At 60.3% G+C, this 13,031-nt stretch carries 14 protein-coding genes; 1 reads left to right on the top strand and 13 read right to left on the bottom strand.

The features are described from left to right. Positions 1–4: 4 nt before the first annotated feature. From WE862_RS17725 to WE862_RS17705, 5 genes are all read right to left on the bottom strand, one after another. Positions 5–436, bottom strand: coding sequence for a PPC domain-containing DNA-binding protein (locus tag WE862_RS17725; RefSeq protein ID WP_042031277.1), 432 nt, complete (start codon positions 434–436; stop codon positions 5–7). A gap of 134 nt (positions 437–570) precedes the next feature. Further along, positions 571–1,377 carry an exodeoxyribonuclease III gene (xthA, locus tag WE862_RS17720; protein WP_005337776.1) on the bottom strand — a complete coding sequence of 269 codons (807 nt, stop codon included), beginning with the start codon at positions 1,375–1,377 and terminating at the stop codon, positions 571–573. A gap of 115 nt (positions 1,378–1,492) precedes the next feature. Then, the gene (locus tag WE862_RS17715; protein ID WP_042031276.1) at positions 1,493–2,455 is read right to left on the bottom strand and encodes an ion channel; all 963 of its coding nucleotides are present in this window, start codon (positions 2,453–2,455) and stop codon (positions 1,493–1,495) included. Between the two features lie 61 nt (positions 2,456–2,516). Beyond that, positions 2,517–4,163, bottom strand: a complete 1,647-nt coding sequence (locus tag WE862_RS17710; protein WP_042031275.1) for a response regulator — start codon at positions 4,161–4,163, stop codon at positions 2,517–2,519. 156 nt (positions 4,164–4,319) lie between these two features. After that, positions 4,320–5,366, bottom strand: coding sequence for an FAD:protein FMN transferase (locus WE862_RS17705; RefSeq protein ID WP_198493493.1), 1,047 nt, complete (start codon positions 5,364–5,366; stop codon positions 4,320–4,322). A gap of 271 nt (positions 5,367–5,637) precedes the next feature. Between WE862_RS17705 and azu the strand changes: the two genes are divergently transcribed. Further along, on the top strand, positions 5,638–6,078 hold the full coding sequence (azu, locus tag WE862_RS17700) for an azurin (protein ID WP_041208630.1): 441 nt from the start codon (positions 5,638–5,640) through the stop codon (positions 6,076–6,078). Positions 6,079–6,162: 84 nt separating this feature from the next. Here azu and WE862_RS17695 read toward each other — a convergent pair whose 3' ends face one another. From WE862_RS17695 to WE862_RS17660, 8 genes are all read right to left on the bottom strand, one after another. After that, positions 6,163–6,720, bottom strand: a complete 558-nt coding sequence (locus WE862_RS17695; protein ID WP_042031273.1) for a HutD family protein — start codon at positions 6,718–6,720, stop codon at positions 6,163–6,165. A gap of 86 nt (positions 6,721–6,806) precedes the next feature. After that, positions 6,807–7,466, bottom strand: coding sequence for a YceH family protein (locus tag WE862_RS17690; RefSeq protein WP_041208627.1), 660 nt, complete (start codon positions 7,464–7,466; stop codon positions 6,807–6,809). Between the two features lie 250 nt (positions 7,467–7,716). Then, positions 7,717–7,932 carry a YdcH family protein gene (locus WE862_RS17685; RefSeq protein ID WP_041208625.1) on the bottom strand — a complete coding sequence of 72 codons (216 nt, stop codon included), beginning with the start codon at positions 7,930–7,932 and terminating at the stop codon, positions 7,717–7,719. Positions 7,933–8,204: 272 nt separating this feature from the next. Further along, a complete protein-coding gene (locus WE862_RS17680; protein WP_042031271.1) occupies positions 8,205–8,816 on the bottom strand; it encodes a hypothetical protein in 612 nt (203 codons plus the stop codon). Between the two features lie 11 nt (positions 8,817–8,827). Next, positions 8,828–10,174 (bottom strand): MATE family efflux transporter, encoded by a 1,347-nt coding sequence (locus WE862_RS17675; RefSeq protein WP_033114349.1) that lies wholly within the window; start codon positions 10,172–10,174, stop codon positions 8,828–8,830. Between the two features lie 121 nt (positions 10,175–10,295). Next, on the bottom strand, positions 10,296–12,119 hold the full coding sequence (locus WE862_RS17670) for a SulP family inorganic anion transporter (protein ID WP_033114283.1): 1,824 nt from the start codon (positions 12,117–12,119) through the stop codon (positions 10,296–10,298). A 71-nt stretch (positions 12,120–12,190) separates the two neighbouring features. After that, positions 12,191–12,781 carry a nucleotidyltransferase family protein gene (locus WE862_RS17665; RefSeq protein ID WP_042031270.1) on the bottom strand — a complete coding sequence of 197 codons (591 nt, stop codon included), beginning with the start codon at positions 12,779–12,781 and terminating at the stop codon, positions 12,191–12,193. Next, a complete protein-coding gene (locus tag WE862_RS17660; RefSeq protein ID WP_033114285.1) occupies positions 12,768–13,028 on the bottom strand; it encodes a GNAT family N-acetyltransferase in 261 nt (86 codons plus the stop codon). Before WE862_RS17660 ends, WE862_RS17665 begins: the two co-directional genes overlap by 14 nt. Positions 13,029–13,031: the final 3 nt, after the last annotated feature.

Genomic DNA, 13,031 nt, shown 5'->3' with positions numbered 1-13,031 from the left:
ATCCTCACAAGGTTCTGGGGGTAATGAGCAGCTCTTCATAACCGGATTGGGGGCAGGGGGCACGGCCAAAACGGTACGCCTCCAGCTCTCCGACTACCAGTTCGAGGGTGGTGCGCACCCGGCAACCGGGCAGCACGTGGCCGCCGCGCATCAGTCCCAGCTCGTCAGAGATGGAGAGATGCAGGTGTTCGCACTCCGGGTCCAGGGTGCCGCCAAGGGCGATCACCTCGAAGGCCCCCTCCAGCAGGGTGCCATCGGGCTGGGCGGCATAGCGCAGGTTGGCGTGGGTCAGGCTGCCGACCGCCCCGGCGATCCAGGCCGCCTGCAGGCCGTGTCGGGCCATTTGGGCACGCAATCCGGCGATAAGATCCTCCCCGGGCAACAGGCGCAGGGCCAGAAAACGGGCGGGGGAGAGAGGAAGGTGAGTTGGGGTCACTGCTGGCACTCCTTGCTGCAAAAAGAAGGTGCCCTGAGGCACCTTGTCTGGATAGGCTGTTTACGCCCTTTTATCGCAGGCAACCGCGAGCCGCTTCACAGATTGGCGATATCATTGCGGCATCCGGCGCCACATCAGGCGAAGCAGGCCCAGATGGGGGCGTGGTCGGAGGGTTTCTCGATACCGCGCAGCTCGTAATCGATGCCGGTCTCGGTCACCTTGTCCTTGAGAGCATCGGAGGCCATGATGAGGTCGATGCGCAGGCCACGGTTCTCGTCAAAGCCCTTGGAGCGGTAGTCAAACCAGGAGAAACGCTCGCACTCGGTGGGGTTGGCGGCGCGGAAGGTGTCGGTCAGGCCGAACCCTTTCAGCCGCTCCATCCATTCACGCTCGATGGGCAGGAAGGAGCACTTGCCATCCCGCAGCCAGCGCTTGCGGTTCGCTTCGCCGATACCGATGTCGAGATCGGTGGGGGAGATATTCATATCCCCGATCAGCACCAGCTGGTCATCCGGGGTGTGGTTGGTCTCCAGATAGTGCTGCAGATCCTCGTAGAACTTCTGCTTGGCCGGGAACTTGGTCTCGTGATCCTGACTTTCACCCTGCGGGAAGTAGCCGTTCATCACCTTGATGAGGGAGCCGTCTTCACGTTCGAAGGTGGCCATGATCATCCGGCGCTGGGCCTCTTCGTCGTCGGTGGGGAAGCCTTTCTCCACCTTGACCGGCTTCTGCTTGCTCATGATAGCCACCCCGTAGTGGGCCTTCTGGCCGTGAAACTCTACGTGATAACCCATGGCCTCCACATCGGCCAGCGGGAAGGCTTCATCGTGCACCTTGATCTCCTGCAGGCCGATCACATCGGGCTGGTGCTTGTCGATGATGGCTTGCAGTTGGTGCAGACGGGCACGCAGGCCGTTGATATTGAAAGAGATGATCTTCATGTCCGGGATGCTCATGTCATTTTTATAAGTCGCTATTGGACTAGGAATCGGCGGTGGATGCAAGTTTGGGGCGCGGGCCTGCGCCAGTGGCCGGCCCGCTTGGCAGGGAGAGACGTCAGCGGGTCATCTTCTTGACAAACACCACCACAAACAGCGCCAGCGTGAAGCTGCCGGTGAAGGCCTCGAAGGCCGCAAAAAGGCGCGAGAGGCCGATGGGGGTGAAGTCGCCGTAGCCCAGGGTGGTGAAGGTGACCACGCTGTAGTAGAGGCACTCCAGCAGAAAGATGGCGTTCTGTTCGAAGGGGGCGCCCGGGTGGTAGGCGAGGTGGTTGCCGTTGAAGCTCAGGCCAAAGAAGAAGTAGAAGATGCTGCAGATAAAGATGAGCAGCAGGGAGAAGAGCACCACCCGCATCGGGGCTTCACCGTAACCGCAGAAGAGATCGACTATCCAGGAGGTGAAGCGCTGGCTCGACCAGAACGGCAGTTGCAGCCGGCGCATGGTGAGCTCCTGCTGGATATAGTTGCCGGACATGGTGAAGATCCCCTGCGCCTCGGAGGCTTTGCGCAGATCCCGGTAGGTCTCTTCGGCCTCTTTGAACCAGACCCTGGCCTGCTCGGGATCCCGCTCGCGGCGCCCCTTGCGATCCTGCATCACCCGTTTGCCGGTCTGCATGTTGTCGAGCCGGGTATTGTGCCAGCGAATGCCGAGTAGGTTGACGTCATCAAGGATGGCGCAGTGCAGATTGGCATCGCTGAGATCGGCCTTCATCAGGCTTCCCCCCTTCATGCGCAGGCCGTAGAGGTGACCACCCCGCAGGTTGGCGCGATAGAGGTTGCACTGCTCCAGCAAAAATCCCTGTTTGGACCCCTTGTTGACCAGATTGAGACCGGCCAGATTGGCGCGGGCCAGCTGCAAACCGTGGCAGAGGCCGCCAGCACGGACATACTGCTCAAGCGCCTCTGCGGTGTGGGGATCCTGTTTATTGGTATGCGGGTCGTGCCAGTGGCAGAGATCGTGCTCGCCAGCCTCCTCGTTGCAGTGGCGGCCATCGGCCACCAGATAACGACATATCGCCATCCTTGTTTCCCCTCTGCTGCCAGTCTGGTTTCAGCATAGGCGCCCCGAGGGGAGTGCGGGGTCAGCTGAACTGGTTGAACTCCTGGCGCAGCTTGCGAAAACGATCCTGCTGGGCGGGGTTGAGAGGGATGCCGTCGAGCATGTCCAGAGTGTCCTTGCACTCGGTACCAAACTCCGGGCTCTTGCGGTTTTTCTGCATCAGTTGCAGCAGCACCTGGATCTTGTTGAGGGCGGCACCTGTGTTGGCTGGCGCCCGGCGCAGCGCCTCGCGAAAGTGACCGAGCGCCTGTTCCAGCTCGCCCGCCTGATAGGCCTTGATGCCCAGTTCGTTGAGCTGCTGGTAGCGCTGACGGCGCTCGAGCACCGTCTTGTCATCCCGGGTCGCCTGAATGCAGGTGGTGAGCAGGTGATCCTCATCCTCGGCCAGCAGGCTCTGCAGGCTTTCGGCATATTCGAACTCGCCGAGTTGATAGAGGGCGAGGATGGTCTCCCCGAGCAGGGTCGGCGGCATGGTGGCCGGTTCGTCGAGCCAGTTCTGGTTGGCGCGATAGAGCATCTTCTTGCCCTTGAGCAGCTCCCCCAGCGCAATCTGCACTCGCGCCTGACAGATCTGCTCGAACACCGGGTAGTTGAACTCCGACATCATCAGCGAATCGCGGATGCGCGACAGGGCTGAGTTGACCTGCTTTTGCAGGTTGGCGATGTGGTAGCTGTCGTTGCTGTTGAGGGCGTAGAGGGTCAGGGTCTGGATATAGGCCCCCAGATAGTGGGGGGTGCGGTGAATCGAGTTGCGCGACAGATCGATGAGAGAGAGCAGTACATCCTTGGCTTGAGCGTAATCGTGGCGCAGCAGGCACACCTCGGCCAGTCGGCGAGCCAGCTGGACTGACTGGGGCGAGATGTCGACGGCCCGTTTGAGCTCCTGCTGGGCGACCTCATCGTTGCCAAGGGCGAGCTGGGACTCTGCCAGCCAGCGGTAAGCCTCCACCATCAGAGGGGTATTCTTCAGGGTCGCCTGCAGGTGGCTGACCGCCTCTTCATGGAGCCCCAGGGTGTTGCACGCCTTGCCCAGCGTCAGGCGGGCCCAGCTGTTCTCCTGCCCGGCCAGCAGCTGGCGCATCAGGGAGCGCGCCTCCTGAGCCTGACCCAGTTTGAGGTGGGTATCGGCCTGCAGGCAGCGGCAGTAGTTGGCATAGCGCGGAACCGTATCGGCCCGCTCGGCGCAAGCGGTAATAAGTGCGGGCAGGTCATCCTCCGCCATGGCGCTAAAAACGCTGGCGAGTGCCTGACGGCGGGCGAGGGCCCGTTTGATGCGAAACGAGAACTGCTCCTGAGAGAAGGGCTTCATCAGGTATTCGTCGGGTTCGGCTTCCAGCGCGCTCAGCACCATGGCGCGGGAGCTGTCGCCACTCACCATGATCACCACGCTTTGGGGAGGAACCAGGTGCTGATCCCGCAGGCTCTCCAGCAGCTGGCGGCCATTCTCGCCGACCCCGAGATCGTAATCGATGAGATAGATGTCAAAACTGCCTTTCTGGCAGCGGCGGCGCGCATCCTCGGCGCTGTTGGAGAAGGTGATGTTGCTGATGCCGATATTGATCAGCATCGCCTTCATCATGACCTGAAACGAGCGTTGCTCGTTGACCATCAGAATGCGTTGGGGCTTGGCTGGGCTTTTCTTTTCGGGCTCGGTATCCGGTATCTGCATCTGTCTGGTCGAGGCGCTACGGGCTGATGGGGAAAGTGTGCCACCAAATCGGCTGAAGAGGCAATTGGCCAAGTTGTCGTTTGTATACCTTGCTCTGCTGTCGTCGCGGGAGAAACGTCGGGAAACAGAGAGGGCCCGGTTGTGGGCCCTCTCTTTTTATTTTTTCTTCTCTGCCAGATAGGGGGCAAATTGGGGCGTGTGGATGGCCTGGAATCCCTTGTCCGTTTTGACGATGAGATAGACCGCAAGCTTGTGCTCCTTGGCAAAAGCCATCGCCTCAGCGGGGCCCATCACCATCAGGGCGGTATCGAGGGCATCGGCCTCCAGCGCAGTGGGGGTGATGACGCTTGCCGAGACCAGCTTGTGGGTGATGGGCTGGCCGGTAGCGGGGTCGATGATATGGGAGTAGCGCTGGCCATCGAGCTCGTAGTAGTTGCGATAGCTGCCGGCAGTGCTGAGTGCCATGCCGTTGGGGATGACGATGTCGGAGAAGGCACCCGGCTGATCGGAGGGCTCGACGATGGCGACTCGCCACGGCGAGCCCTTGCTGTTGTGGCCCTTGCTGCGCACCGCACCCGCCACCTCGATGAGGTAGTTGTTGACCCCCTTGCTCTCCAGCAGGGCGGCGATTTCATCCGAGGCAGCCCCTTCACCTAGGGTGGAGAGGTCGAGATAGAGCTCCGGGATAGACTTCTCAAGCAGGAAGTGATCTCCCTGTGGTGTCAGGGTCAGCTTGTCGATGCCAACCTTGTGGCGGGCGGCGGCGATGGCCGCCTCATCTGGCCGTTTGATGGGGCGTTTGTCCGGACCAAAGCCCCACAGATTGACCAGTGGCCCGACCGTGACATCAAGCTTGCCATTGGTCAGGTGACCTGCATCGATCCCCTGCCGGACGATTTTGGCCATGGCTGCGGGGATGATGAACGGCGTATTGGCCGGCCCCTGATTGAAGCGGGAGATGAGCGAGTCGGGGTCATAGGTGGAGATCTCGCTGTTCATCCTGGCCAGCAGGTTCTCCACCTCGCTCTTGAGCGCGGGTTCGCCACCGGGGAAGGGATCGCTCAGGGTGACCACATAGTAGGTGCCCATGGTTTTGCCCTGAATGCGGGTTTGGGCCGGGGGCTGGGGTTGGCAGCCGGTGAGCGCCAGCAACAGGGTCAGCAGCAGGCAGCGCAGGGCGGTAGCGGGGGTTATGGCCATCATCAGCAGGTCTCTTGTTGGCGAAGGGCTGGTCGGGGCGCTAGCTTAGCCAAGGGGCTGGCGACGGGCGAGCCCCGCCCGGAGAAAATGGCGGAAAAAATTAAACAGACTTTGCTTATTCTGGTGAGCTGGCCCACAGCTTCGGGCTAAATTCATAGCCGATTGAATACAGGTGAGTAAAATAAAGGTCGATTTTGACAGCATCTTTGCGGCCATTCTTGAAGAAGTGTTGCGCAAACCTGTTGCCATTCATTGCCAATCAAAGGAGAAGATAATGAAAAAGGCGATTACCCTGCTGTTTCTGAGTACCCTGGCTGCCCCGGTACTGGCCGATGAGTGCGCATTGGTCATCGAGGGCAATGATGCCATGCAGTACAACCTCAAGGAGATGAGCGTACCTGCGACTTGCAAAGAGGTAACCGTCACCCTGAACCACACCGGTAAACTGCCGGTCACCGGCATGGGCCACAACTGGGTGCTGGCCACTACTGCCGACTATCAGGCCGTGGCGACCGCCGGGATGAGCGCTGGTGCCGAGAACAACTATTTGCCCAAGGATGACCCCCGCGTACTGGCTCACACCAAGCTGATTGGCGGTGGCGAGAGCACCAGCGTGACCTTCAAGACCGACGGTCTGGCCGGCAAGGATCTCACCTTCTTCTGCTCCTTCCCTGGCCACTTTGCCATGATGAAGGGCACCTTCAAGGTGAACTAAGGCTATGACTGGCATCGCGCCGGGCGCCTGAATAGAAAAAGCCGGGATTGCCCGGCTTTTTCATGCTCTTTTGCTGTCCCGCCGCTACTTCCCTTGCAGGGTAAAGAAGGCAATGGTGCTCTTCTTCTGGCAGTCGAAGTGAATGCTCTCCTCGCCACTCACCACCAGTGTTTCGTTGATAGCGACCACTTGCCCCTGCACCGTGAGCTGGCCGCTCAGCAGGTGGCAAAGGTAAGTCTTCTCTGGCTCGAGGGTGAGCGTCAGGGGGAAGGGGAGGTTCAATACCCGCACGTTGGCCGCAACCCTGTCCGGGTGGTAGATAAGGCCAAGATCGGTCACCTCTTTTTTCAGCAGTTCGCAGTGGGTCTCCTCGTCACCGCCAAAATGGGCCGCTTCAAAGGTGGCGTAGGGGTGGCCGTTCAGTACGAAGCCGGCGCCGCTCACCGGCAGCAGAATGCGCTGATAGCCCGGGAAGGTAGAGAAGCGGCCGGCCTCCTTGATGGGGGCGGAGCTGAGCCGGTAGTCAAAGTCGAGCTTGTCGAGGCTCGCTCCCTTGGGGGAGATGAGGATCTGGGCTGTGGTGCCCTGCTTGTTTTTCCAGGGCATTTTCTGGTGGTCAGACTCTTTGATCAGGGTGATCACGGGCACTTCCTCAGCATGAAAAAACAGAGGGAGCCTGGGGGTTGGCCCCGGCTCCCTGACAAATAGAAAGATGGAGTGGCAGGGTCTCAGCCCTGACCATCCAGCGCCGCCAGCCTGGCTTCCATGGCGGCGAGACGGCTCTTGAGTTCGCTCACCTCCTGCTCCAGCTCGCTCAGGCGATCCGCCGCAGGAGAGGCGTAGGCTGCTGCCGGAGCGGCTTCCATCATCGCCTGAATATCCACTTCACCGCTAAAGAGGTGGGCGTAGCGGGATTCGCGCTTGCCCGGTTCACGCGGCAGTTTTACCACATAGGGGCCGCGTTCGATGAGCTGGGTCAGCACCGCATCCACTTCGGTGACGTCATCAAAACTGCACAGTCGATTGGTGCGCGAGCGCAGTTCACCCGGGGTTTGCGGGCCACGCAGCAGCAGCTCGCAGATGATACCGAGCTCCTGAGCGCTGAATTTGAGTTCGCCAAATTCGGTGTTGCAGAATCGGTGCTGATAGCGGGGTACCCGGGCATTGAAACCGGCGGTATTGACCACCAGTCGCCGGCGGATCAGCTCGTCAACCACGGCGCGGATGTCGAGCTCGGCAAGCTCCAGTACCGGCTCGCGGTTGCTCTTCTGGTTGCAGGCATTGACCAGTGCATTGAGGGAGAGGGGATATTGATCCGGGGTGCAGATCTCTTTTTCAATCAGGCACCCGATGACACGGGCCTCCAACGGGCCAAGTACTAACTCCATTTCCTACTCCCTAGCAAATCGCGATATCAAGAGCCCCTATCTTAGCCATGACCTCTGCTCCGTCCAGTTTTGTCAGCCATTTTTGCGAGCGTGCAGAGGGGTTGGCGAAACCGTCGCCAGCAGTAGGAGCCATTTGATTGCTATTTCTTGGCATGGCATGGCATGGCGTGAGGTTGAGTGGGTAATGAAAAGCCCGGCTCTCTGGCCGGGCTGAAGGATAAGTTGCTTATCCTGATATTCGTCGAGGCATCTATTGTGGATGTTGCTTGAGGATCTCGTATATCTCCTCTTTCAGTTTAAGTTTCTGTTTTTTCAGATCCTTCACCTCGGAGCTGTAGTCACTGGCGTGATGCTTTTCCAGCTTCCTAATCTCCTCATCCAGGTCGTTGTGCAAGTCAAACTTCTTCTGGAAATGGACATCACTGCTCTTCAGTCTCGAGATGAGTTCTCTGTACTCTGGGAACATGTAATGGAGCCTCCTTGGTTTCGTTTGATTGTGCCTGTAAGACCAAGCTACCCCTTAGCGACGGTGATAAACGTGATCGTGATCGAATTTAGGGGCAATGATGGGATATACTTGAAAGGCTATTTTTAAGGCATTGAATTGATTCGGAATAAATGAGTTTTCAATTCAAGGCATGGGTCAAAACGTGGCTCGGATCACATCATTGGCATGATGCCGGTGAGCGGCAGAGAGCAAAAAGGGGCCTTGTGGCCCCTTTTCAGTGATGAGGGGAATTACCCCTTATCCTTGTCTGTCTGATCTTTCTTCTTTTTCTTTTCAGGCAATGGCTTGCCGTCGCGATGGATCACCTTGCCCGCTTCGAAACCGATCTGGGCGGCCAGCTCTTCAAGATCCGGCGACTTGGCCTGATCGCCAACGGCGTAACGGTAGTTGGCCACGGAGAGGCGTTCGGCCACCGGGGTATTGGCAACAATCGGCTCACGCCAGCCCTGCCCGATGTGGGCCACCAGAGTGCCGTTCATCAGCAGCTCACCGATGATCTCCTGAGTCGGGTTACCCTTGCCGTAGGTGAGCCCCTGCGGGTGCTTCTTGCCGACCAGCGGCTCATTGCTGGCGGGGATCAGCTTGGTGCGGATCAGCCACTTGGGATTTTTGGTGTTGCCCACCGCTTTGCCGGTCTGGTACTCGTTGATCTTGATGGTCTTGATCATCTGGGCCATGAAATCCTTGGTCAGCGCCTTCTGGGCCTCGCTGCTCTCATCGATGACGATGGGGGCCACATACCAGGTCATGGTGGCTTGAGTCTTGGGGGCTGCGGGCGCGGTTTGCGCCATGGCCAGAGGGCTGAGCAGCAGGGCAGTCAGCAAGAGTCCGATTTTCTTCATTCTGATTCCGCTTATGTTTCAACTAGGATTTTGTTTTGCCAGCGACGACTGCGCCAGCGCCAGAACATGGCCAGACCGCGAACCCACTCGTCGCAGGCGAGCGCCAGCCAGATGCCTACCAGTCCATAGCCCTGCATGATACCAAGGAAATAGGAAAGGGGTACGGCAATTCCCCACATGGAGAGCAGTGCCATGTAGAGGGGGAAGCGGGCATCACCCGTCGCGCGCAGGGCGTTGATCACCACCAGATTGAAGGTGCGGCCTGGCTCTAGGATGAGGCTGATGAGAAAGAGCTGCGCCACCTGGGTGATGATGTCGGGGTCATCGGTAAAGAGGCTGATGATGGTGCGGCCATTAAGTGCCGCCGCCACTGCGATGACGCAGGTGACCGCGAGCCCGAGCTTGAGGCTCTTGAGCAGCTGTTGATAGGCCCGGTCAAACTGTCTGGCGCCCGCCAGATGGCCGATGATGATCTCGTTACCAAGACCGATGGAGAGGCCAAACAGCAGGATGAACAGGCAGATCTGGAAGAAGTAGGACTGGGTTGCCAGCGCCTTGTCCCCCAGCAGACCGACAAAAGCGGTCACCACCATAAACTGCAGCATCCAGGAGAGGTTCTCGCCGGCGGCAGGCAGGCCGATATGGAGTACCTTGCCCAGCATCTCCCGGCTGGGGTGAACGATGTCGCGGATCTTGAGGTGGATGCCGGTTTTGCGGGCCACCAGCCAGACCAGCATCACCACGCCCACCAGACGCCCGGCTACCGTGCTGATGGCAACCCCCGCCACGCCCATCTGGGGCAGGCCGAACCAGCCGTAGAGCAGCAGCAGGTTGCCGACAAAGGTGATGAGGTTGACGATGAGAGTCACATACATCGCCTGACGGGTATGGCCGTGGGCGCGCAGCGTCGCCGCCAGACAGAGCGCCGCCGCTTCCGGCAGCAGGCAGAGGCCGATGATCTGCAGGTAGAGGGTGCCATCGCTCATCAGGTTGGCTGGCAGGTTCATCAGCGCCAGCATGGTACTGGCACCGGCCATCACGCCGACAGCCGCCACCAGACCGATCAACAGGTTGAAGCCGATGGCGGTGTGGATCACCACCCGGCTGCGCTCCCTGTCACCTGCCCCCAGATACTGGGTGATCACCACGCTGGTACCGATACTGACGAAGCTGAACAATGTGATGGCCAGATCGAACACCTGATTGCCGACCGCCAGCGCCGCGACCCCCTGATAGGAGACATGTCCCACCATGAAGGTGTTGAGTGCGCCGGTCAGAAAGTGGAGGGCGAGATCGATAAAGAGCGGCCAGGTCAGCGCAAAGAGCGTGCCCGGGCCTGCGTGGGATTGAGTTTGCATGGCATGTCCAACAGCTGGGACGGCACGATCTGGTGCCATCTGGTCGGGCATTTAACACCAAGCGCGGAGCGGGTGCAATCCTTGGCCGGAGACTCTCCGGCCAGAGGAGCTGGTCGGCAGATCAGGCCGGCGTGGTGCCCGCCTCCTGCTCGCAGGGGAGGGTAAGACGCGCCGAGTCGGGCAGGGCATCATCCTGTGGCCAGCGGGAGAGGATGGCATCCGTGGTACTTTCGACCACATCGTCATCCCTGAACACCGGCTCGCGGTAGCAGCGGGTCATGCGCAGCGCCTGATACATGTCGGGGCAGAGGATGATCCCCTCGTCGCCCACCCGCACGCCAGCCTGCTTGAGCCAGTGGGTCATCTGGCCATGGCGTCCCGCCATCACCATATGGATGCCGCGTCGTTTCAGATCCTTGTGCAGCTCTCCCACCATGCTCATCACGCTGATGTCCTGATGGGTAAAGCAGGCGACGGCATCGATCACCAGACACTTGGGATTGTGGGGATCCTGCACCAGCAGGGCCATGACTCGCCGCTTGAAGTAGGGGGCGTTGAAGTAGGTGAGCGGCGAGTTGAAGCGATAGACCAGAATGCCCGGGATCGCCTTGGCCTGCTCGTTGTCCCCCAGGGTGCGCACCACCCCTTCGTCATCCATGCCGAGCAGCTGGTCGGTGGGACGCATCACATTGCGCAGGAACTGGAACAGCCCCAGCAACACGGCAAGGGTGATCCCCGGGATCACCCCCATGGTGAGCACGCTGATAAAGGTGACCAGCGCCAGCCAGAAGGCGGCGCGGTCGGAGTGGCGCAGCGCCCAGAGGCCGCGAAAGTCGGTGAGCGACAGGGATGCCATCACCAGCACCACCCCGAGGGCGGCGGTCGGGATGTATTGCAGCGGCGCTGTCAGGTAGAAGGTGATGAGAGCGATTACCCCGGCGGCGATGATGGAGACCAGTTGGCTCTTGCCGCCGTTGGCGTCGTTGACCGCGGTACGCGAATCCGCACCGCTGATGGCAAAGCCCTGGGAGATGGCAGAGGCGAGGTTGGCCATGCCGAGCGCCCGGAACTCCTTGTCCGCATCGATTTCATAGCCGTTCTTGGCGGCAAAGCTGCGGGCGGTCAGCATCATGGAGACGAAGCTCACCATGGCGAGGTTGAGGGCCGGCAGCACCAGCTCCCGCATCAGTCCCGGGGGAAACTCCGGCATCTGGAAGGCGGGCAGGCCGGAGCCCACCTTGCCCAAGGTGGCGATATGGTACTGACCGAGGTTGAGCGCCCACACCAGTGCGGCGGTGATCACCATGGCCACCATGGAGGAGGGCCAGGCTGGCCGGAAGCGTTTGGCCAGCAGCAGGGTGGCCAGTGCCACCAGACTCATGGCCAGGGTCGGCAGATGGGTCTGGGTGATGTAGGTGGTACCGTTGGCGATCCGCTCAATGAGATAGCGCTCGCTGAAGGTGAATCCGAAGATCTTGGAGAGCTGGCCCACCATGATGGTGATGGCCACACCGTTGAGCAGCCCCATCAGGATCGGGCGGGAGAGAAAGTCCGCCAGCACCCCCAGCTTGAAGCGGCTGGCAATCAGGCACCAGAAGCCGGTCATGGCGGTCATGGTCATCACCAGCTGCCAGTGGCGGGTCGGGTCGCCAGCGGCCAGTGGCGTCACCACGGCGGCGATGACCGCGCAGGTGGCGGCATCGGGGCCGACGATCAGCTGGCGGGAGGTGCCGAACAGGGCGTAGACCAGCATGGGCAGGATGCAGGAGTAGAGGCCGACGATGGCGCCCACACCGGCGAGCTCGGCATAGGCAATGGCCACGGGCAGGGCCACCGCAGCGACCGAGAGTCCAGCGCGAAGGTCAGGCATCAACCAGGCGCGCTGGTATTGCAGCAGGGCGGCGAGGCCCGGTAGCCAGCGTTCGAGAGAGAAGAAGTCGCGCATTATTTAACCCATTGAGTTACAACCAGCTTTTACCCTAGTGTGCCCAAGGTTATCGAAAGATTGCAATCAGGTTATGGCCAGTTTACCTGAAGGTCAGGCCAGAGAGTCTGCCACTGCTTCTCCTTGATGCGCTGGGTGAAGATCTGTTTGTCCTGGCGACATCTGGGGTTGGCACTCACTTGCAGCGACCAGTTTATGGCAAAGCCGTAGGGGGCAAGCCACTCGAACTCGCCATCTTTGGTCAGGCGCACGCCGATGCAGGTGGGTACCTCGACCCAGTGGCTGAGCGCCTCCATGCTGCTGGTAAACGGTGCTGCCAGCTGGCGAGTGTGCATGCGGGCCTGATTGCGCACCTCCCACTGCTGGCCGGGCAGCCGTTTGGCGAGCCAGGCTTCGTGCTCTGCTTCGGCCAGCCCTTGCGGGTCGCTGCTATCGAGGTAGATAAGGTCGATATCGTTGAGCGGGGTGGGCTCGGTTTTGTGGTGGAGATGATCCCAGATGAGGTTGCGGATAAAGCCTGCCCCCAGCGCCCAGTCGGGCAGATCGAGCTCGGCGGCTGCCTGCAGGCAGGCCATCCGCTGTGGATCGGCCCGCAGCAGCGCTTCGGTTTTGGCTTGGAAGGCGTGTTCTTGTTTGGGATCTAATGGCTCAACTATTGGCATTTCGGCGTAACCAGACGTCAATGTAACTGCAGCTGGGCACTATAGTGAGCCCCTCTGCCTGAGTCCAGTTGAAGAGGGCGCGGGCCAGCTGATCGGCAATCCCCTGCACCCGCAGCTCGGGGGGGACAAAGGTGCTGTAGGCATCGATGGTCTTGGCATCGAGGCGCCGGTAGCGCAATCTCGACTCCTTCCCCTCCACCATACAGATGAATTGCTGCTGGTTGGCCTGATGAATGATGTCGCTCATGGT

It is taken from the genome of Aeromonas jandaei (assembly GCF_037890695.1).
Classification (GTDB): Bacteria; Pseudomonadota; Gammaproteobacteria; order Enterobacterales; family Aeromonadaceae; genus Aeromonas; species Aeromonas jandaei.
This window is presented reverse-complemented; position numbering and strand designations above follow the sequence as displayed.

Coding starts and splice junctions, on each gene's coding strand:
- WE862_RS17705 (WP_198493493.1), bottom strand. CDS start 5,366: ATGATGGCCATAACCCCCGCTACCGCCCTGCGCTGCCTGCTGCTGACC.
- WE862_RS17680 (WP_042031271.1), bottom strand. CDS start 8,816: ATGAAGAAAATCGGACTCTTGCTGACTGCCCTGCTGCTCAGCCCTCTG.
- WE862_RS17685 (WP_041208625.1), bottom strand. CDS start 7,932: ATGTTCCCAGAGTACAGAGAACTCATCTCGAGACTGAAGAGCAGTGAT.
- WE862_RS17660 (WP_033114285.1), bottom strand. CDS start 13,028: ATGAGCGACATCATTCATCAGGCCAACCAGCAGCAATTCATCTGTATG.
- WE862_RS17715 (WP_042031276.1), bottom strand. CDS start 2,455: ATGGCGATATGTCGTTATCTGGTGGCCGATGGCCGCCACTGCAACGAG.
- WE862_RS17690 (WP_041208627.1), bottom strand. CDS start 7,466: ATGGAGTTAGTACTTGGCCCGTTGGAGGCCCGTGTCATCGGGTGCCTG.
- WE862_RS17675 (WP_033114349.1), bottom strand. CDS start 10,174: ATGCAAACTCAATCCCACGCAGGCCCGGGCACGCTCTTTGCGCTGACC.
- WE862_RS17665 (WP_042031270.1), bottom strand. CDS start 12,781: ATGCCAATAGTTGAGCCATTAGATCCCAAACAAGAACACGCCTTCCAA.
- azu (WP_041208630.1), top strand. CDS start 5,638: ATGAAAAAGGCGATTACCCTGCTGTTTCTGAGTACCCTGGCTGCCCCG.
- WE862_RS17670 (WP_033114283.1), bottom strand. CDS start 12,119: ATGCGCGACTTCTTCTCTCTCGAACGCTGGCTACCGGGCCTCGCCGCC.
- xthA (WP_005337776.1), bottom strand. CDS start 1,377: ATGAAGATCATCTCTTTCAATATCAACGGCCTGCGTGCCCGTCTGCAC.
- WE862_RS17710 (WP_042031275.1), bottom strand. CDS start 4,163: ATGCAGATACCGGATACCGAGCCCGAAAAGAAAAGCCCAGCCAAGCCC.